At 59.5% G+C, this 18,580-nt stretch carries 19 protein-coding genes; 11 read left to right on the forward strand and 8 right to left on the reverse strand.

Annotated elements, in window-relative coordinates; translation table 11 throughout:
* The first annotated feature begins 22 nt into the window (after positions 1-22).
* Together ACA057_RS07305 and ACA057_RS07310 are read left to right on the forward strand one after the other, a co-directional pair.
* The gene (locus ACA057_RS07305) at positions 23-799 is read left to right on the forward strand and encodes a class II glutamine amidotransferase (RefSeq protein ID WP_497347078.1); all 777 of its coding nucleotides are present in this window, start codon (positions 23-25) and stop codon (positions 797-799) included.
* Positions 800-811: 12 nt separating this feature from the next.
* On the forward strand, positions 812-1,354 hold the full coding sequence (locus ACA057_RS07310) for a DUF2937 family protein (RefSeq protein ID WP_497347079.1): 543 nt from the start codon (positions 812-814) through the stop codon (positions 1,352-1,354).
* Between the two features lie 143 nt (positions 1,355-1,497).
* Here ACA057_RS07310 and ACA057_RS07315 read toward each other — a convergent pair whose 3' ends face one another.
* Complete coding sequence (locus ACA057_RS07315; RefSeq protein ID WP_497347081.1) at positions 1,498-2,412, reverse strand: LysR family transcriptional regulator; 915 nt, start codon at positions 2,410-2,412, stop codon at positions 1,498-1,500.
* Between the two features lie 147 nt (positions 2,413-2,559).
* Here ACA057_RS07315 and ACA057_RS07320 point away from each other — a divergent pair, with 147 nt between their 5' ends.
* From ACA057_RS07320 to ACA057_RS07335, 4 genes are all read left to right on the forward strand, one after another.
* Positions 2,560-3,846: an MFS transporter gene (locus tag ACA057_RS07320; protein ID WP_401360011.1), complete on the forward strand. Its 1,287-nt coding sequence runs from the start codon at positions 2,560-2,562 to the stop codon at positions 3,844-3,846.
* Positions 3,847-3,907: 61 nt separating this feature from the next.
* On the forward strand, positions 3,908-4,660 hold the full coding sequence (locus ACA057_RS07325; protein ID WP_497347084.1) for a 5-oxoprolinase subunit PxpA: 753 nt from the start codon (positions 3,908-3,910) through the stop codon (positions 4,658-4,660).
* The gene (gene pxpB, locus ACA057_RS07330) at positions 4,657-5,361 is read left to right on the forward strand and encodes a 5-oxoprolinase subunit PxpB (protein ID WP_497347086.1); all 705 of its coding nucleotides are present in this window, start codon (positions 4,657-4,659) and stop codon (positions 5,359-5,361) included. The genes ACA057_RS07325 and pxpB overlap by 4 nt, the downstream gene beginning before the upstream one ends.
* Positions 5,358-6,284 (forward strand): 5-oxoprolinase subunit C family protein, encoded by a 927-nt coding sequence (locus ACA057_RS07335; RefSeq protein ID WP_497347088.1) that lies wholly within the window; start codon positions 5,358-5,360, stop codon positions 6,282-6,284. Before pxpB ends, ACA057_RS07335 begins: the two co-directional genes overlap by 4 nt.
* 120 nt (positions 6,285-6,404) lie before the next feature.
* On the opposite strand, the gene ACA057_RS07340 is transcribed toward ACA057_RS07335, so the two are convergent.
* On the reverse strand, positions 6,405-7,583 hold the full coding sequence (locus tag ACA057_RS07340) for a vWA domain-containing protein (RefSeq protein ID WP_497347090.1): 1,179 nt from the start codon (positions 7,581-7,583) through the stop codon (positions 6,405-6,407).
* 29 nt (positions 7,584-7,612) lie between these two features.
* Entirely contained in the window at positions 7,613-8,458 is an 846-nt protein-coding gene (locus ACA057_RS07345) for an AAA family ATPase (protein ID WP_497347092.1), read from the reverse strand.
* 203 nt (positions 8,459-8,661) lie between these two features.
* Between ACA057_RS07345 and ACA057_RS07350 the strand changes: the two genes are divergently transcribed.
* A complete protein-coding gene (locus ACA057_RS07350) occupies positions 8,662-8,892 on the forward strand; it encodes a DUF4160 domain-containing protein (RefSeq protein WP_497347094.1) in 231 nt (76 codons plus the stop codon).
* The gene (locus tag ACA057_RS07355) at positions 8,880-9,383 is read left to right on the forward strand and encodes a DUF2442 domain-containing protein (protein WP_497347096.1); all 504 of its coding nucleotides are present in this window, start codon (positions 8,880-8,882) and stop codon (positions 9,381-9,383) included. The genes ACA057_RS07350 and ACA057_RS07355 overlap by 13 nt, the downstream gene beginning before the upstream one ends.
* On the opposite strand, the gene ACA057_RS07360 is transcribed toward ACA057_RS07355, so the two are convergent.
* Complete coding sequence (locus ACA057_RS07360; protein WP_497347098.1) at positions 9,380-10,486, reverse strand: DUF748 domain-containing protein; 1,107 nt, start codon at positions 10,484-10,486, stop codon at positions 9,380-9,382. The genes ACA057_RS07355 and ACA057_RS07360 overlap by 4 nt on opposite strands.
* 97 nt (positions 10,487-10,583) lie before the next feature.
* Here ACA057_RS07360 and cysK point away from each other — a divergent pair, with 97 nt between their 5' ends.
* From cysK to ACA057_RS07375, 3 genes are all read left to right on the forward strand, one after another.
* Entirely contained in the window at positions 10,584-11,558 is a 975-nt protein-coding gene (cysK, locus tag ACA057_RS07365) for a cysteine synthase A (protein ID WP_497347100.1), read from the forward strand.
* Between the two features lie 255 nt (positions 11,559-11,813).
* A complete protein-coding gene (locus ACA057_RS07370; protein WP_497347102.1) occupies positions 11,814-12,752 on the forward strand; it encodes an aspartyl/asparaginyl beta-hydroxylase domain-containing protein in 939 nt (312 codons plus the stop codon).
* A 648-nt stretch (positions 12,753-13,400) separates the two neighbouring features.
* On the forward strand, positions 13,401-14,264 hold the full coding sequence (locus ACA057_RS07375) for a DMT family transporter (protein WP_497347104.1): 864 nt from the start codon (positions 13,401-13,403) through the stop codon (positions 14,262-14,264).
* A gap of 37 nt (positions 14,265-14,301) precedes the next feature.
* Here ACA057_RS07375 and ACA057_RS07380 read toward each other — a convergent pair whose 3' ends face one another.
* From ACA057_RS07380 to ACA057_RS07395, 4 genes are all read right to left on the reverse strand, one after another.
* On the reverse strand, positions 14,302-15,243 hold the full coding sequence (locus ACA057_RS07380) for a LysR family transcriptional regulator (protein ID WP_401359983.1): 942 nt from the start codon (positions 15,241-15,243) through the stop codon (positions 14,302-14,304).
* A gap of 69 nt (positions 15,244-15,312) precedes the next feature.
* Positions 15,313-16,842: a tripartite tricarboxylate transporter permease gene (locus ACA057_RS07385; RefSeq protein WP_497347106.1), complete on the reverse strand. Its 1,530-nt coding sequence runs from the start codon at positions 16,840-16,842 to the stop codon at positions 15,313-15,315.
* Complete coding sequence (locus ACA057_RS07390; protein WP_497347108.1) at positions 16,839-17,372, reverse strand: tripartite tricarboxylate transporter TctB family protein; 534 nt, start codon at positions 17,370-17,372, stop codon at positions 16,839-16,841. The genes ACA057_RS07385 and ACA057_RS07390 overlap by 4 nt, the downstream gene beginning before the upstream one ends.
* A 53-nt stretch (positions 17,373-17,425) precedes the next feature.
* Positions 17,426-18,439 (reverse strand): Bug family tripartite tricarboxylate transporter substrate binding protein, encoded by a 1,014-nt coding sequence (locus tag ACA057_RS07395; RefSeq protein ID WP_497347110.1) that lies wholly within the window; start codon positions 18,437-18,439, stop codon positions 17,426-17,428.
* Positions 18,440-18,580 lie beyond the last annotated feature (141 nt).

Genomic DNA, 18,580 nt, shown 5'->3' on the forward strand with positions numbered 1-18,580 from the left:
GCCTTGAATCGAGAGTCCGAACATGTGTGAATTGTTGGGCATGAGCGCCAATGTGCCGACCGATATCGTGTTCAGCTTCACGGGGCTGATGCAGCGAGGTGGGCGCACCGGGCCGCACCGTGACGGTTGGGGCATTGCTTTCTATGAAGGCCGTGGCCTGCGGCTGTTCCAGGACCCGGCCGCAAGCAGCGAGTCGGAAGTGGCGAACCTGGTGCAGCGCTACCCGATCAAGAGCGAAGTGGTGATCGGGCACATTCGCCAGGCCAACGTCGGCAAGGTCTGCCTGTCCAACACTCACCCGTTCGTGCGCGAACTGTGGGGGCGCAACTGGTGTTTCGCCCATAACGGTCAGCTCGCGGATTTTCAACCGATCATGAGTTTCTACCGTCCCGTCGGCGATACCGACAGCGAAGCGGCGTTCTGCGATTTGCTCAACCGGGTACGCGCCGAGTTTCCCGAACCGGTAGAGATCGAAGCGCTGCTGCCGGGCCTGGTGGCCGCCTGCGCCGAATACCGCAGCAAAGGCGTGTTCAACTGCCTGCTCAGCGATGGCGATTGGCTGTTCTGCTATTGCTCGACCAAATTGGCGCAGATTACCCGTCGCGCGCCGTTCGGCCCGGCGCGCTTGAAGGATGTCGATGTGATCGTCGACTTCCAGGCCGAAACCACGCCCAATGATGTGGTCACGGTGATCGCCACCGAACCCCTGACTGAAAACGAAACCTGGACCCGCTACGAACCGGGCCAATGGAGCCTCTGGCGACGCGGCGAATGCGTCAGCCAGGGCAAGACCGAATAAGGACTCTGCCCCATGTTGCTCAGTTATCTACGGCTGGTGTTGTTCGCCGCGGGCCTGTTGATCGGTGTCCAGGTGCCGGGATTCATCAGCGATTACGCCAAACGGGTCGAAGCGCATTTGATTGAAGCGCAGACCTCATTGAGCGGTTTTCAGGGCACGGCCAATCAGTTTTTCAAGGGTGACATGCAGGCGCTGGTCGCCCATTACCGCGCCAGCGAAGATCCGATTTTTCGCAGCGATGCCGACAGCCTGAGCACTTTGCTCACCCGTCAGGTCGCCCTCGACAAGCAATTCCAGGCCATGCAAGGCCCGTGGTACATCCGCTTCCTGCAAGTGGCGCTGGCCGCCGACCCGGATATCCGCAAGGAAACCTGGAATGGCTACAGCTACCAGATCCTGCTGACGCCGGAGGCGATGATCTGGGGCATGAGCGGCGCGTTGCTGCTGTCGTTCGGCATCGAGTGCCTGTTCCGATTGATCGACTGGGTGGTGCTGGGCGGCAAACGCCTGCGCCAGAGCCGGCCGATCGAAGATCGAGACGTGCGCGGCCTGTAACCAGCCGAACTTGCGTTCAACCCTGTAGGAGCTGGCTTGCCAGCGAAAGATTCGAAGGCGCAACGGTCAGCCTGCTGAAACGCGTCATCGTTAACGACCTTCGCTGGCAAGCCAGCTCCTACATAGCCGAACGTTACAAATGCTCAACTGGCGAGGACGATGTAGTTTTCACCCACCTTGCGCGCATACCCCTTCAGCACTTGCTGGCACAACGCAACAATCTCCTCGACCCACTCCACCCCCGTGCGCCACGACACCACCACCTGTAAATTCGGTGGCCGCTGATCGATCGCCAGCAAGGTCAATTCCCCCCGCGCCAGTTCCTCGGCCACCAGCACCGGCGGCAACGCGCCGATGCCGAAACCGTCCCGCAGCAGGCGGGTAATCGCCGACACCGAATTCACGCAATTCAACCGTGGTGCCATGACGCCACCAGCCTGCATCAGGGCGAGAATTTCCTGATGCGGATGGGAGTTTTTCGAGTACGTAATGATCCGTTCCCGAGCCAGGTCGGCAATGCCCGAATATTCGCGGTTGTAGATTGAATTACTGGCCACGATCCAGCCCATGGGATGGCTGGCCAGTTCCAGGCTGCGCACGCTTTCCTGGCGCAGCAGGTCGGTTTGCAGGATCAGGTCGAGAAAGCCTTTTTGCAGTTGATCGCAGAGGTTGAGCGAGGTATCGGCCACCAGCTCGATTTCCACCAGCGGATAGTGATCCATCATCTGCGCCACCAATGGGCTCAGCCAGGTGTGAATCACCGTGTCCATCACGCCGATCCGCACGCGCCCGACCTTGCTCGAACGGGTCTCGATCGACTGCTTGAGGGCTTGCATGGTGTCCATCATCTGCTCGGCGTAATCGAGCACTTTCAAGCCTTCGGGTGTCAGGCTCACGCCGCGTGAATCGCGCAGGAACAGCTTCACGCCGAGCTCGCTTTCGAGCACCGCGATGCGGCTGGAAATCGAGGCCTGGGTGGTGAAGAGTTTGTCTGCGGTGAGGCGAAAACTCTTGAGTCGAGCGACCCAGACGAAGGTCTCGAGAAATTTCAGATTCATGCGATCAACTTTTTCTTATGCCTGGGCCGGGGTTTTATTAGTTGGACGTGGAAGGACCGGGCGCCCAAAAATCAGGCCATCCGGTTCCCACGATAGGCGTCGTCGGGGCTCAGAACAATACCAATAAAATCAGCGCGGAGATTTGCCATGAGTGCGCCCGACACCACAGCCATCCCGAAAGCCACGGCTCGCCCGGGACCTTTCGACTGGTATCGCAACATCAATCAGCAGGAACGCCGCACGTTCTGGAGCTGCAAGATCGGCTATGGCCTGGACGGCATGGACACCCAGATGCTCAGCTTCGTGGTGCCGACCCTGATTGCCATGTGGGGCATCACCACCGGTGAAGCCGGGTTGATTCACACCAGCACCCTGATTGCCTCGGCCATCGGCGGCTGGGTGGCGGGGATTCTCTCCGACCGCATCGGCCGCGTACGTACCTTGCAACTCACCGTGCTGTGGTTCGCCTTCTTCACGTTTCTGTGTGGCTTCGCCCAGAACTACGAGCAACTGCTGATCAGCCGCACCTTGATGGGCTTCGGTTTCGGCGGTGAATGGACCGCTGGCGCCGTGCTGATGGGCGAGGTGATTCGCGCCAAGGACCGTGGCAAAGCGGTGGGCATGGTGCAATCGGGTTGGGCGCTGGGTTGGGGGCTGACGGCGATTCTGTATGCGCTGCTGTTTTCGATCATGCCGCCGGAAGACGCCTGGCGTGCTCTGTTCATTCTCGGCATCGTGCCAGCGATTTTCGTGATCTTCGTGCGTCGTCTGGTCAAGGACCCGGAAATCTACCGCGAAGCCAAAGCCAAACAGGAACCGAGCAACCCGGCGAAGTTCTACGAGATCTTCGCCCCCGGCATCCTCTTCACCACGATTCGCGCATCGGTGCTGACCACCGGCGCACTGGGCGGTTACTACGCAATCACATCGTGGCTGCCGACTTTTCTGAAGAACGAACGCGGCTTGAGCGTACTCGGCACGGGCGGTTATCTGGCGATGGTGATCGTCGGTTCCTACGTCGGCTATGTCATCAGCGCGTATTTGACTGACATCCTCGGCCGTAAGAAGAACTTCATTCTGTTCGCGGTTGGCTCGTTCACCATCGTTCTGCTCTACACCCAATTGCCGGTCAGCAACGCCGTGATGCTCTGGCTGGGCTTTCCGCTGGGCTTCTTCGCTTCGGGTATTTTCAGTGGCATGGGCGCGTTTTTGACCGAGCTGTTTCCAACGCGGATTCGCGGCTCGGGCCAGGGCTTCTGCTACAACATTGGCCGGGCGCTGGCGGCGTTGTTCCCGCTGCTGATCGGTTTGCTGAGCCAGAAAGTGCCATTGAGCGTGGGCATCGGCGCTTTCGCGGCGGTTTCCTACGGGGTGGTCATTCTCGCGGCGCTGAGCCTGCCAGAGACCCGTGGCAAGCAACTGGACGCCGAGTAACTGATAATCTGCGGGGTATCTGCCCGGCAGTAAAAAGAATATGCCTACAGGAGTGTTCAGCATGAGCCGCCTGCTATTGAACTGCGACATCGGCGAGAGCTTTGGCAACTGGACCATGGGTCTGGACGCCGAAGTCATGCCCTACATCGATTGCGCCAACATCGCCTGCGGCTTTCATGCCGGCGACCCGAGCATCATGCGCAAGACGGTCAGCCTGGCCCTGAGCAATGGCGTGCAGATCGGTGCTCATCCGGCCTATCAGGACCTGGTGGGGTTCGGCCGTCGTTCCATGGCCTATACCGCCCAGGAACTTCAAGACATTCTGCATTACCAGATCGGCGCCCTCGACGGCATCTGCCGGGCCCAGGGCGGAAGCCTGAGTTACGTCAAGCCCCATGGCGCGATGTACAACGACATGATGGCCAACCCGGCGCAATTGCGCGCGGTACTGCAGGCCGTGGCGTCCTACGACCGGCAATTGCCGCTGATGCTGATGGCCACTCGCGACAACAGCGCCGCCCAGCGAATGGGCGATGAACATGGCGTAACCCTGTGGTTCGAAGCCTTTGCCGATCGCGCTTACGACAGCGCCGGCATGCTGGTTTCACGGCAACTGCCGGGGGCGGTGCATCACGATCCCGAGAAAATCATTGAGCAGGCGCTGACCATTGCCCGTGGCGGCAACCTCATTGCCAGCGATGGCAGCCCCTTGCACTTGCAGGCCAATACCCTGTGCGTACATGGCGACAACGCCAGTTCGGTCGCCGCCGTGCGCCGTATCCGTGACGCCTTGAATCAGCAGAGCGCACCATGAAACTGCGTGTGGAAGTGGTCGCCCTGGATTGCCTGATGGTGCGTCTGTTCGATGAGATTGCCGAGGCCAACATGCCGTGGATGCTCGCGGCCAGCGAAAGTCTGCGTGCGGCGTTCGCCGGGCATCTGATCGATCTGGTGCCGTCCTATACAACGTTAATGGTGCATTACGATCTGAACGCGCTGAGTCCGTCCCAGGCTCGGGAATTGATCGCCGCAGCCTTGATCGATCTGTCGCCGAACGCCAGCACTGGCGGCAGATGCCATGTGCTGCCGGTCTGGTACGACTTGAGTGTTGGCCCGGAATTGAACCTGTTGTCCAGGCGCAGCGGGCTTTCGGTGGAGGAGGTGATCCGCCGTCACAGCGAGCGGGAGTATCAGGTGTTCGCGTTGGGCTTTGCGCCGGGGTTTGCTTTCATGGGGCTGGTGGAGGAAGTGCTCGCCGCGCCGCGTTTGAATACTCCACGCAAGAAGGTCGCTGCCGGCAGTGTCGGCATCGCCGAACGCCAGACGGCGGCTTATCCGGTGGTGTCTCCCGGCGGCTGGAACCTGATCGGCCGCACACCGGCCAAACTGTTCGACCGCGAACGCGACGGCTATAGCCTGATGCAACCGGGCGATACGGTGCGTTTTGAAGCGGTCAGTCACGCCGAGTTCATCAACCTGGGTGGTGACGACACGCCACTGGAGGCGCAGGCATGAGCCGTCTATCGATTGAAGCCAGTACGCCGCTGTGCCTGTTGCAGGACGCAGGTCGTTTTGGCGTGCGGCACCTGGGCGTGACTCAGGGCGGCGGGCTGGATTGGCGGTCGATGTCCTGGGCCAATTGGCTGCTGGGCAATGGGCTGGATGCGCCGGTTATCGAAATCACCCTCGGCGGGTTCACCGTGGTGGCCGAGGACGATTGCGTGCTGGCACTGGCCGGGGCGGATCTTGGCGCGCAGGTGGATGGTGAAGCGTTGGCGCCGTGGCGCAGTTTCAGGCTGAACAAGGGCCAGCGATTGCAGTTCACTCAGCCGTTGCTGGGGGCTCGGGCTTACCTGGCCGCGCCGGGTGGATTTGATGCGCCCAAGGTGTTGGGCAGCAGCGCGACGGTGGTCCGTGAGGAACTCGGTGGCCTGGATGGCCTGGGCCGGGCGCTGGCCAAAGGCGCGTCGTTGGGCTATTCGGGCAGTGCGTTGTTGTTGCTGCGGGAATTGCCGCACGAGCATGTACCGAATTTCAAACTGGATACGCCGCTTGACCTGGTACTCGGTGCGCAGATCGGCGAGTTCAGCGGCCAGAGTTTGTTCGACGCGTTCAACAGTGTCTGGACCCTCGACAGCCGTGCCGACCGGATGGGCATTCGTTTGCTGGGGACGGCGTTGCAATACCAGGGCAAACCGATGATTTCCGAAGGCATCCCGCTGGGCGCGGTGCAGGTGCCGCCGGATGGGCAGCCGATTGTGTTGCTCAATGATCGGCAGACCATCGGCGGCTATCCGCGATTGGGGGCGTTGACGCCGTTGGCGTTGGCGCGGCTGGCGCAGTGTCTGCCGGGCGCTACGGTGCGTTTGAAACCGGTGGTGCAGGAGGTGGCGCATCGCGAACACGTCGAGTACCTACGCCGATTTTTGAACCGCTAAAAGCATCGCGAGCAGGCTCGCTCCCACATTGGATTTTGGTCGTACACAAATAATGTGTTCGCTGGAGATCAACTGTGGGAGCGAGCCTGCTCGCGATAGCGTCAGGACAGACAACCGAGACTATTTGGAAAGAAACCGCATCCCTTCCTCCAGCCCCCGCAACGTCAGCGGGTACATCTGGTCGTCGATCAAATCCCGCACGATATTGGTCGAGGACGTATAGCCCCACGTATCTTTCGGGTACGGATTGATCCAGATGAGCTTCTTGTATTTCTCCTTGAAACGCTGCATCCACACGTAACCGGCTTCTTCGTTCCAGTGCTCGACACTGCCGCCGGCCTGGGTGATTTCGTAGGGCGCCATGGCGGCGTCACCGATGAAAATCACTTTGTAGTCGGCGCCATACTTGTGCAGCAAGTCCTGGGTCGACGTGCGCTCCGACGTGCGGCGCATGTTGTTCTTCCACACCGATTCATAAACAAAGTTGTGGAAATAGAAGTACTCCAGGTGCTTGAACTCGGTCTTGCAGGCCGAGAACAATTCCTCGCAGATTTTCACATGGGCGTCCATCGAGCCGCCGATGTCGAACAGCAGCAACAGCTTGACGGTGTTGCGCCGCTCCGGCCGCATCTGGATGTTCAGCAGGCCGGCATCCTTGGCGGTATGGTCGATGGTGCCGTCGATGTCCAGCTCTTCCGCCGCCCCCTGGCGGGCGAATTTGCGCAGTCGACGCAGGGCGACCTTGATGTTGCGCGTGCCCAGCTCGACCGAGTCGTCGAGGTTCTTGTACTCGCGTTGATCCCAGACCTTGACCGCTTTGCCCTGGCGCTTGCCGGCATCGCCAACCCGAATGCCTTCCGGGTTGAAGCCACCGGAGCCGAACGGGCTGGTGCCGCCGGTGCCGATCCACTTGTTGCCACCGGCATGGCGTTCTTTCTGCTCTTCAAGGCGTTTCTTGAATTCTTCGATCAGTTTGTCCAGACCGCCCAGGGACTGTATCGCTGCCCGTTCTTCGTCGGTCAGGGAACGTTCGAATTCCTTGCGCAGCCAGTCTTCCGGGATCAGCGCCTGGAGGTGATCGTCGAGCTTTTCCAGGCCATTGAAGTAGGCACCGAAGGCCCGGTCGAACTTGTCGAAATGCTTTTCGTCCTTCACCAGAATCGCCCGTGACAAGTAATAAAACTCGTCCATGTCGGCGAACGTCACGCGCTGTTTCAGCGCGTTGATCAGGTCCAGCAGCTCGCGCACCGAGACCGGCACCTTGGCGGCACGCATTTCATTGAACAGGTTGAGCAGCATGGCGTTAGCCTCGACTTGTTGATCAGGGCTCAGCGAGTGCCGCGACGGCTCATGAACGCCAGGCGCTCAAGCAGTTGCACGTCTTGTTCGTTCTTCACCAGGGCGCCAGCGAGTGGCGGAATGGCCTTGGTCGGATCGCGTTCGCGCAGCACCGCTTCGCCGATGTTGTCGGCCATCAGCAGTTTCAGCCAGTCCACCAGTTCGGAGGTCGATGGCTTCTTCTTCAGGCCCGGCACCTTGCGCACGTCGAAGAACACGTCCAGCGCTTCGCTGACCAGGTCTTTCTTGATGTTCGGGTAATGCACGTCGACGATCTTCTGCAGCGTCACGCGGTCCGGGAAGGCGATGTAGTGGAAGAAGCAACGGCGCAGAAAGGCGTCCGGCAGCTCTTTCTCGTTGTTGGAAGTAATGATGATGATCGGGCGTTTCTTGGCCTTGATGGTCTCGTCGATCTCGTAAACGTAGAACTCCATCTTGTCGAGTTCTTGCAGCAAGTCGTTCGGGAACTCGATGTCGGCCTTGTCGATTTCGTCGATCAGCAGGATGACTCGCTCTTCGGACTCGAAGGCTTCCCAGAGCTTGCCCTTTTTCAGGTAATTGCGAACGTCGTGGACCTTTTCGGTGCCCAGTTGCGAGTCGCGCAGGCGGCTGACCGCGTCGTACTCGTACAGGCCCTGCTGCGCCTTGGTGGTGGACTTGATGTGCCAGGTGATCAGCTTCGCGCCAAAGGATTCGGCCAGTTGCTCGGCGAGCATGGTCTTGCCGGTGCCCGGTTCGCCCTTGACCAGCAATGGACGTTCCAGAGTGATGGCGGCGTTGACCGCCAGCTTCAGGTCATCGGTGGCGACGTAGGCCTGGGTGCCTTCGAACTTCATCTGCTAATCCTCGAACGGTAACGCCGACCTGAACGGGGCAGGGCGGGGCGCAATAAGTTGTAGTACCCGACTATAACGCGGTGCCCGGTCGACTGTGAACGCAGACGGCTTATTCAGTCTCTGAATGGGGCGTCACATCTTGACTCAGTCTCGGGGGCTGGCCAGTATTGAGCTATCGCCATGTTGGCGATAGCTTGCTGGGCATGTCTACTAAATATCGATTTCGAGATACGTATCGCATTCAGTTGCGCGAGAAGGATCATCCACCGCCCCACGTTCATCTGACCGGTGGCGGGCTGGATGTGATGCTCAGCCTGGAAACCGTCACAGTGATGGTGGGCAAGGCGCCGCCGCTGATTATCAAGGAAGCGCTGGAGTGGGTCAGGGCCCATCAAGTGCAATTGCTGGAGGATTGGAAACGATGTTACCCATGAAACGCCCACGGCTGTCGGCCGTGCAGGCATTGCCGGATTACCGCCTCGCACTGACTTTTATCGACGGTCAGCAGTTGACGCTCGATTTGAGTCGCGATTTGCACGCCTTTCCAGGGTTGCAACCCTTGCTAGTGGATCACGCGTTTAATAGTGCAACCCTGGGCGATGATGGCTGGAGCGTCGAGTGGCCTGAACGGGACATCCAGATTGGCGCCGACACCCTGTATCTGGATGCGCTCGCGCAAAACGCGTCGGATGAAAACACCCGGATCTTCATCGACTGGCGTGCTCGCACCGGCTTACCGCTCAATCAGGCTGCCGAGGCGTTGGGTGTCAGTGCCCGGAGCATCACGCGCTACAGCAGTGGTCGTGAAGCCGTGCCCCGATCGTTGGCGCTGGCCTGCCTGGGCTGGGACTTCCTGCAGCAGCAAGCGAACCCGGCACGGGCGGCGGAAGACACCGGTCGCTACACCGTCACGCGCAAACCTTAACCGGCCTCCGGTTTTGGCCGCTCATAGCGGGCATTGAACGCCTGGATGAAACCATTGCGTAAAATCTGCAAAAACGCCTGGAACGCGCTGATATCTTGTTGATGCACGTTACCGCTGAGTTCAACGCGGGTTGCAAACTGGTTTTTACTCTGGTTTTTCAGCACGGTTTCGCCGCCACCGACGATGGCCTCCCAAATGGAGCGGAACAGCCCTTTGTCCTTGTTTTCCACGTCCTGCTGCCAATTGAACACATCAACGTCCTTTAGCAGCGGTTTGATGTAGCCGGTTAATTGAGCTTTTTTGGCCTGCGCCTCAATCACCACGTCACCGTGTCCGGCGTTGAAGTCGAACTTGCCATAAGCCGAGGCGAAGTCGTTCATGCGCTTGAGCTCGATGTCCTTGGCCCGCAGGCGGAATTCGAAGTCTTCGAAATTGCTCAGCGGATCGAAGGTCGCGGTGGTTTCCAAGGGCGCGTGGCCCAGCAACAGCGCCTTGCCTTCGAAGCGAGCGTCACGCTTGCCTTTGGTGTCGACCACGTTAGTCAGGTTGAAAATACTGGCGTTGACTTGGGTGGCGTTCATGTTGACGGGTGGTTTGGAGTTGAAGTTTCGAAAGCTGATCTTGCCGTCGTCAATGCGTACTTCGTTGAGGGTGATCGGCAGCAACTTGCCCAGTTGCGCTCGCCAGTCGGTGCCTCGACCGGTCTGGGAGTTCTGTTTGTTGGCTCCGCCGTCGACGAAGTTCACCTCGGGCTTGATGAACTGCACCTCGGCCACCACCGCATGGTCGTACCAGAGCGAGTGCCAACTGACCGAGAGGTCGATCAGCGGCGCATTGACGAAGGGCACCGGGACCTTGCCGTCGACCTTGACGATTTTCAGCCCGTTGATTTTGTAGGCGCCGCGCCACAACGCGAGGTCGACATCGGTGATCTGGCCACGGTAGTCGCCCATGTCAGCCAGTTTGTCGTTCAGGTAGTTGCGCACCATGTAGGGCAGGGCGACGTGCAGGGCAATCAGCAGCACGACGATGCCCGCGAGGGTCCACAGGGGCCAACTGTATCGACGCTTCATGGTGGCAGATCTCCGGCTATGTAAAGCCATTGACTGCGGCGCTCAGCGGACGTTCGACCCGACTGGACGCCCACGGGCAACAGGCATACCTTGGGGACCTTATTCAACGCTGTATAAGGACCCAGCCATGAGCCGTATTTTCGCTGACAACGCCCATTCCATTGGCAATACGCCGCTGGTACAGATCAACCGCATCGCTCCGCGCGGCGTCACCATCCTGGCCAAGATCGAAGGGCGTAACCCCGGATACTCAGTCAAGTGCCGGATTGGCGCGAGCATGATCTGGGATGCCGAAAGCACCGGTAAACTCAAGCCTGGCATGACCATCGTCGAACCGACTTCCGGCAATACCGGGATTGGCCTGGCCTTTGTGGCCGCTGCCCGCGGTTACAAACTGATGTTGACCATGCCTTCGTCCATGAGCATCGAGCGACGCAAGGTGCTCAAGGCGCTTGGCGCCGAACTGGTACTGACCGAGCCGGCCAAAGGCATGAAAGGCGCGATCGAAAAAGCGGCTGAAATTGTCGCCAGCGATCCGACGGTCTACTTCATGCCGTCGCAGTTTGAAAACCCGGCCAACCCGGCCATTCACGAAAAAACCACCGGACCGGAAATCTGGAACGACACCGACGGTGCTGTCGATGTTTTGGTGGCTGGGGTCGGAACTGGCGGAACCATTACCGGGGTTTCGCGGTATATCAAGAATACCCAGGGCAAACCGATCATCTCGGTGGCGGTGGAACCGGCAGTGTCGCCGGTGATTACCCAGGCAATGGCCGGTGAAGAGATCAAGCCAAGTCCCCACAAGATCCAGGGCATCGGTGCCGGTTTCGTGCCGAAGAACCTGGACCTGTCGATGGTCGATCGGGTCGAACTGGTCAGCGATGAGGAATCCAAGACCATGGCCCTGCGTCTGATGCAGGAAGAAGGGATTTTATGCGGTATTTCCTGCGGCGCTGCCATGGCGGTGGCCGTACGTCTGGCAGAAACGCCGGAAATGCAGGGCAAGACCATCGTGGTGATCCTGCCGGATTCCGGTGAGCGTTACCTGTCGAGCATGTTGTTCAGTGATCTGTTTACGGAACAGGAGAACCACCAGTAACAACATCGGATCGCAGGCTTTTGCAGGCACTGCCGAAAACTGCGATCCATTGATTTTTTGATCTTGTAGCAAGGGTTGATTCACGTCAGCCCCTGTTCAGGGGGCCTATGTTAAGAAGTGCTTTATTGCATAATTCTTAACACTGAATGTCGAGATATGCGGGTTTTTCCCGCAGCCGGTAATGTTTATCATGGCCGGCTGCCACGTCGGGTAAATGGCGTTGTGCAGAGTTGTTTCATTCTCAAGGAGCTGTGGATGACCTTTTCCTTTGCCGCGAAGGCGTCGCTATTGCTGCTGTTTCTTGGCAGCACTCTTTATGTGCATTTGCGTGGCAAGGCGCGTTTGCCGGTCCTGCGTCAGTTCGTCAACCATTCAGCACTGTTCGCGCCTTACAACGCGTTGATGTACCTGTTCTCCGGCGTACCGTCCAAACCCTACCTGGACCGCGGCAAGTTCCCGGAACTGGACGTGCTCAGGGACAACTGGGAGGTCATCCGCGACGAAGCGATGCACCTGTTCGACGAAGGCTACATCCGCGCCGCCGAAAAGAACAACGACGCCGGTTTCGGCTCCTTCTTCAAGAAAGGCTGGAAGCGCTTCTACCTAAAGTGGTACGACAAACCCCTGCCATCGGCCGCAGCCCTGTGCCCGAAAACCGTGGCACTGGTCAGCAGCATTCCCAATGTCAAAGGCGCCATGTTCGCGCTGCTACCGGGCGGCAGTCACCTCAACCCGCACCGCGACCCGTTTGCCGGTTCCCTGCGTTATCACCTGGGCCTGTCGACGCCGAACTCTGATGATTGCCGCATTTTTGTCGACGGTCAGGTCTACGCCTGGCGTGATGGCGAAGACGTGATGTTCGACGAAACTTACGTGCATTGGGTCAAGAACGAAACCGACAAGACCCGGGTCATCCTGTTCTGCGACATTGAACGCCCGCTGAGCAACCGCGTCATGACTCGGATCAACCGCTGGATCAGCGGCTGGCTGGGCCGCGCGACTGCGCCGCAGAACCTTGACGACGAACGCGTCGGAGGGATCAACCAGGTTTACGCCTGGAGCAAGACTTCCAGCGACAAACTCAGCGGTGTGGTCAAGCAGTGGAAACGTCGCAATCCCAAGGCCTACCGCGTACTGCGGCCGGTGTTGGCGGTGGTGGTGCTGACGCTGTTGGGGTATTGGTTGTTTGGGTAATCCCTGACACCCCACCTCCCACCGCTCCCAGTCACTCAACGCCTGTGCGTTGATCGGTTCGAAGCCACGTTCGATAAATCGACTTCTGTAGGGCCGATCAGCTCCAGTGCATGTTGCAATTGGGTCGTCTTGATACTGGCAAGCTTTCTCGCCCTCGACCTATACAATTGATACCGAAGATACGTCCGTTCCCTTGGCATACGAGCTCTTGCATTCCATATCCCCTTCAGCGGGCGTTGCAGTTCCCCCAAGCCTAGGCATTCACGTTCGACCTGTCGTTACTGGCCCTTTGACCAAGTCATTGCAATCCATGTCAGTCGCTGGTTATAGTCGGCGCTCGGTGAGTTTCATGGCTCACCTCCCGACCTATCAAAAAAGATCAGCCCAATGCCTGTATCCCACATCAACGCGGTAGTCGATTCAGCGGTCAACGCTGGCGTCGTGCCGTGCGGGAATCAGCAGCCTGTGCAGATCAGTCATTACCCCCCACCTGTCAGTAGCACGCCGGTGTGCGCAGTCGTATCACCGCCGGGCGTTGGCGTTTCGGGCTGATCAGCTGCTCTTGGCTGTTCCCCGCGCCCGCCACAAAAAACTACTGAATTTCAGCTTCGGCTGAGTTGGCTTTTTGCCTGACTACAGGTGGTCTTCATGTTTGTCCTTTCAAAAAAGTCCGCGCTCGCGGCGGCGTCCACGAGCCTGTTCGTTTTGCTGTGGAGCAGCGGGGCGATCTTTTCCAAATGGGGCCTGGCCCACGCGTCACCCTTTGCCTTTCTGTTGTTTCGATTCGCCATCGCGCTGTGCGGCCTGGTGCTGCTGGTGCCGTTGCTCAAGTTGAAACGGCCCAAGGGCGGCAAGCCGATGTTGTATGCGATGGCCACGGGCGTGGTGTTGCTGGGGGCTTATCAGATTTTTTATCTGCTGGCCCTCGACCTGAAAGTGACGCCCGGTGTCATGGCCACGATCATGGGTGTGCAACCGATCCTCACCGTGGTGCTGATGGAACGTCAGCGTTCATGGAGCCGGATGTTCGGTCTGGCGCTTGGCCTGGCCGGGTTGATCATGGTGGTCTACCAGGGCATCGGTCTGGCGGGCATGTCACTGGCCGGGATGCTGTTCGGTTTGCTGGCATTGGCGAGCATGACGTTCGGCTCGATCATGCAGAAACGCATCACCGACAATCCCCTCGGTACGCTGCCGGTGCAGTACCTTGCCGGGCTGTTGCTGTGCGGGGTTTTCGTGCCGTTCCAGCCGTTTCACTTCGAACACAGCAGCGGTTTCATCGTGCCGGTGTTGTGGATGGGATTGGTGGTGTCGGTGCTGGCGACCTTGTTGCTGTACCGCTTGATCGCGCGAGGCAATCTGGTGAATGTCACCAGTTTGTTTTACCTGGTGCCGGCGGTGACGGCAGTCATGGACTACCTGATTTTCGGTAACCGGTTGGCGGCTTTGAGCTTGCTTGGCATGCTGCTGATCATCGTCGGTTTAATCTTCGTGTTCCGCAAAACAGCGTAAAAACCAAAAGGCCCGGGGCATACGCTCCGGGCCTTTTTTATTTGACCAGCGCATGCTCGGCCCGTACCGAATTCATGAACGCTTGCATCGCCGAGGATTGAATGCGATGACGCCGGGTGATCAGCCCATACGGCGGCAGCCGTGCTTCGAATTTGATCGGCAACACCGCCAGCAAATCCCGACCGGGATAATCCTCGACCACCGACACCGGCGTGACACCGAGCATGTCGGTCTGCTGTATCAATGAGAGCAAGGTCATGATCGACGTGGTTTCGACAATGCTGCTGGGGATGTCGACCCGCGCGTTGTGAAACACCTGATTGATGATCGCGCGCATCGGGCTTGGATGCTGTTGCAGCACCCACGTCATGTGCTGCAGTTCTGCCCAGCTCAATTGTTTCTCTTGCGCCAGTGGATTTTGCGCGCCGGCGATCACGCACAAGGCCTCTTCGCCGAGGCTGTCGAACAGCAATTCTTCGGCCCGCGCGCCGACCGGAATCCGCCCCAGGACGATATCCAGTTGATCCTGCAAAAGGGCCTGCACCAGCACGTCGCTGGTATCGACCTGGATGCTCATCGACAACCGTGGATGGCTTTGTTTCAAGGTGGCGATGGTCCGGGTCAACAGCCCTGAGGCCAGCGCCGGAATCGCCCCGACCGCGACTCGACCGAGGTTGCCGGATTCGAGTGCTACCAGTTCTTCGCGCATGCCGCTGAGTTCGGCAAACACCATGCGCGCGTAGTAGATGACGGTTTCCCCGAACGGGGTGGAGCGCATGCCCCGAGGCAGACGTTCGAACAGCTCGACGCCCAACAAGTCCTCGGCTTCATGCAGCATCTTGGTCGCGGCCGGTTGGGTCATGCCAATGTGGTCGGCGGCGCGGCGCAACGAGCCAAATTCCTGTAACGCCAGCATCAGCCGCAGTTGGCGCAGACGCAGTCGACTGTGGATCACATTGGCAGCAGGAATTCGGGTCATGGGCCGTGCTCGCAAAAGGGACTGCGGCAAGCCTGACAACAAATGTCAGGCGTTGCCAGCATTGCTGTGTCACAGCACCGATTTTGCCTTGGCGACTTGAGGTTTGCGCAGGCCCATCAGGGTTTGCAGTGCCTTGGAAATCAACGGCCAGAACAGCATCAACAGCGCTGCCGTGGTCAGGCTGCCGACCAAGGGGTTGGACCAGAAAATCCCCAAGTGCCCGTCGGAGAACAGCATCGACTGCCGGAACGCGTCTTCAGCCTTGTCCCCCAGCACCGCCGCCAACACCAGCGGAGCGATCGGGTAACCGAGTTTCTTGAACAGATAACCCAGTGCGCCGAAGCCCAGCATCAACACCACGTCGAAGAACGAGTTGTGCACCGAGTAGGCGCCGATGGTGCAGACCATGATGATGATCGGCGCGATGATCGAGAACGGAATGCGCAGGATCGAGGCGAACAGCGGCACGGTGGCCAACACCACAATCAAACTCACCACGTTGCCGAGATACATGCTGGCGATCAGGCCCCAGACGAAATCATGCTGCTCGACAAACAACGTCGGGCCAGGGTGCAGGCCCCAGATCATCAGGCCACCGAGCATTACCGCAGCGGTCGCCGAGCCTGGAATGCCCAAGGTCAGCATCGGCAGCAGGGCGCTGGTGCCGGCCGCGTGGTCGGCGGTTTCCGGGGCGATCACGCCTTCGAGTTCACCCTTGCCGAAGTTGTCGCGCTGCTTGGAGAAACGCCGCGCCAGGCTGTAGCTCATGAACGATGCAGCGGTCGGACCGCCGGGCGTAATGCCCATCCAGCAACCGACCAGCGTGCTGCGCACAATCGTCCACCAGTAGCGCGGCAACTTGGCCCAGGTACGCAGGATCACCATCGGCGTGATGCGCGCATGTTCGCCACGGAACACCAGGCCTTCCTCAACGGTGCAGAGGATTTCGCCGATGCCGAACAGGCCGATCACCGCCACTTCGAAGCTGATGCCGGTCATCAGCGCTGGCTGATCGAAGGTCAGGCGCAGGTTGCCCGACACAGTGTCCATGCCGACGGCGGCCATGGCGAAACCGATCATCATCGCGACCACGGTTTTCAGCGGCGGGTTTTTGCTCATGCCGATGAAGGTGCAGAACGCCAACAGGTACACCGCAAAGAACTCAGGCGAACTGAAGGACATGGCGAACGCGGCGATCTTTGTCGACAGGAACGTCAGCAACAACACCCCGGCCAACGCGCCGATCAACGCCGAGCTGAACGCAGCGGTCAAGGCTTCGGCGGCGCGGCCTTCGCGGGCCATCGGGTAGCCGTCGAAGGTGGTCGCCACCGATGAGGGCTCGCCGGGGATGTTGAACAGAATCGAGGTGATCGAGCCGCCGAACAGCGCGCCCCAATACATGCACGACAGCAAAATAATCGCCGACACCGGCGACATGGTGAACGTCAGTGGCAGCAGCAACGCCACGCCATTGGGGGCGCCGAGGCCGGGCAATACACCGACCAGAATGCCCAGCAGCACGCCGATCACCATCAGGCCGATATGGCCCGGGGTCAGGATCAGGTTCATGCCTTGCAGCAGGGAATCGAATTCGCTCATTTGAAATGTCTCCCGGCCAGGGCAATCCAGTCGCCCATCGGGCCGGCATCCAGCGGGACCTTGAACCACAGCGCGAAAATCAGGTAGCTGGCGAGCACCGCGCCGAGGGATACGCTGCCGATCATCCATTTGCCGTAAGGCTTGGCGCGGACCTTGTCGCGCCACATGAACCAGGCGATGAAGCAGGCCGAAGCCACGTAGATCCCCGTGAATGGCATCGCGCCAACGAACAGTGCAATCGGAATGAACACTGACAACACTTGCTTGAACGCGCTGCGGCTGACGAATGAAATGCCCAGCGCGTGCCAACGCACCAGGGTCAACACGCCGTTGGCGACGCTGGCGGCGCTCAGCATCAGGCCGATGTAGAAGGGAAAGTAACCCGGCTCAGGGCCGGAATCGCCCCAGCCAATACCCTGTTCGAGACTGCCGAACATCACCACCGCGCCGATCAGCGTGGTGAAGAGGGCCAGGCCGAGTTCGACCCAGCGGGTACCGACCAGTGCCGGTGAATCCGAAGAATGGGACATGAAAACACCTCCAGCAGGTGACGGCCGTGCGCACGCGGACGGCCGTGGACAACTCAGTTTTTCAGCCAGCCGGCTTCTTTGAACACCGGCGTGACGCGGGCGGTATCCTTTTCAATGTAGGCGGTCAGCGGCTCGCCTTCGAGGAAGGTCGGCACCAGCGCGTTCTGCTTGACGTAGGCCTTGAACTCCGGTGTTTCGGTGACTTTGCGCATCAGCTCGACATAGAACGCGCGCTGTTCGGCGGTGACCTCGCCGGGCATGAACACGGTGCGAGGGAAGCGGTACTGATCGATGCCCAAACCCTGTTCGTGGCAGGTCGGAACGTCGGCCCAGGATTTATCACCCGCCACTTTCTCGGTATAGCTCATGCGCTCTTTACTGAACACGCAGAGTGGTTCGACCTGGTCGCCGCGCCATTGGCTGATGCTTTCGCTGGGGTTGTTGACGTTGGCGGCGATGTGTTTGCCGGCCAGTTGCGTTGCGGCTTCACTGCCGCTCTTGAAGGGGATGTACACCAGTTTGCTGTTGTTGGTCTGGTTCAGCAGCAGGGTCAGGGTCTGGTCGACATCCTTGGACTGGCTGCCGCCCATGCGCAGTTTCGACGGGTCGGCCTTGGCTGCTTCATAGAAGCCTTTGGCGTCCTTCCATGGCGCGTCTTTGTAGCTCCAGAGGATGAAGTCATCCTCGGCCACGGCCGCAACAGGGGTCAGTTCCTGCCATTGGTAGCCAAGCTTGGACACCAGCGGCAACAGGTAGATGTTGTTGGTGCCGATCACCAGTTTTTCCGGATCGCCCTTGTTCATTTTCAGGTCGAGGAAGGCTTCGGCACCGTTGCCGCCGCCCTTGTTGAGGACGATGGTATTAACGTCGAGGAACTTGTGCGTGGTGATGATCGACTGGATAAGTCGACCGAGCTGGTCGGTGCCGCCACCAGGGCCGCCGGCTACGACGATTTCGACGTTCTTGTCAGGTTGCCAGGCGTCAGCGAAAGCGGGAAGGGTGCCGGCGGCGATCAGCGTGCAGCCAAGAACCAGACGGGATGTGCGACGGACGAATGCATTTCGCATGATGGAAGGGCCTCGTTTTTGTAGTTGTTATGAGTGACTTGTCGGTGCTCAAAAGCTGCAAGCCTGGGCTGAGTGTGTTAAGCCGCCGGCGCCGCGTCTAGTCAAAACAATACATACACCGATAGCCTGGGGTTATAGCTC

This window comes from Pseudomonas sp. LBUM1661 (assembly GCF_059695925.1).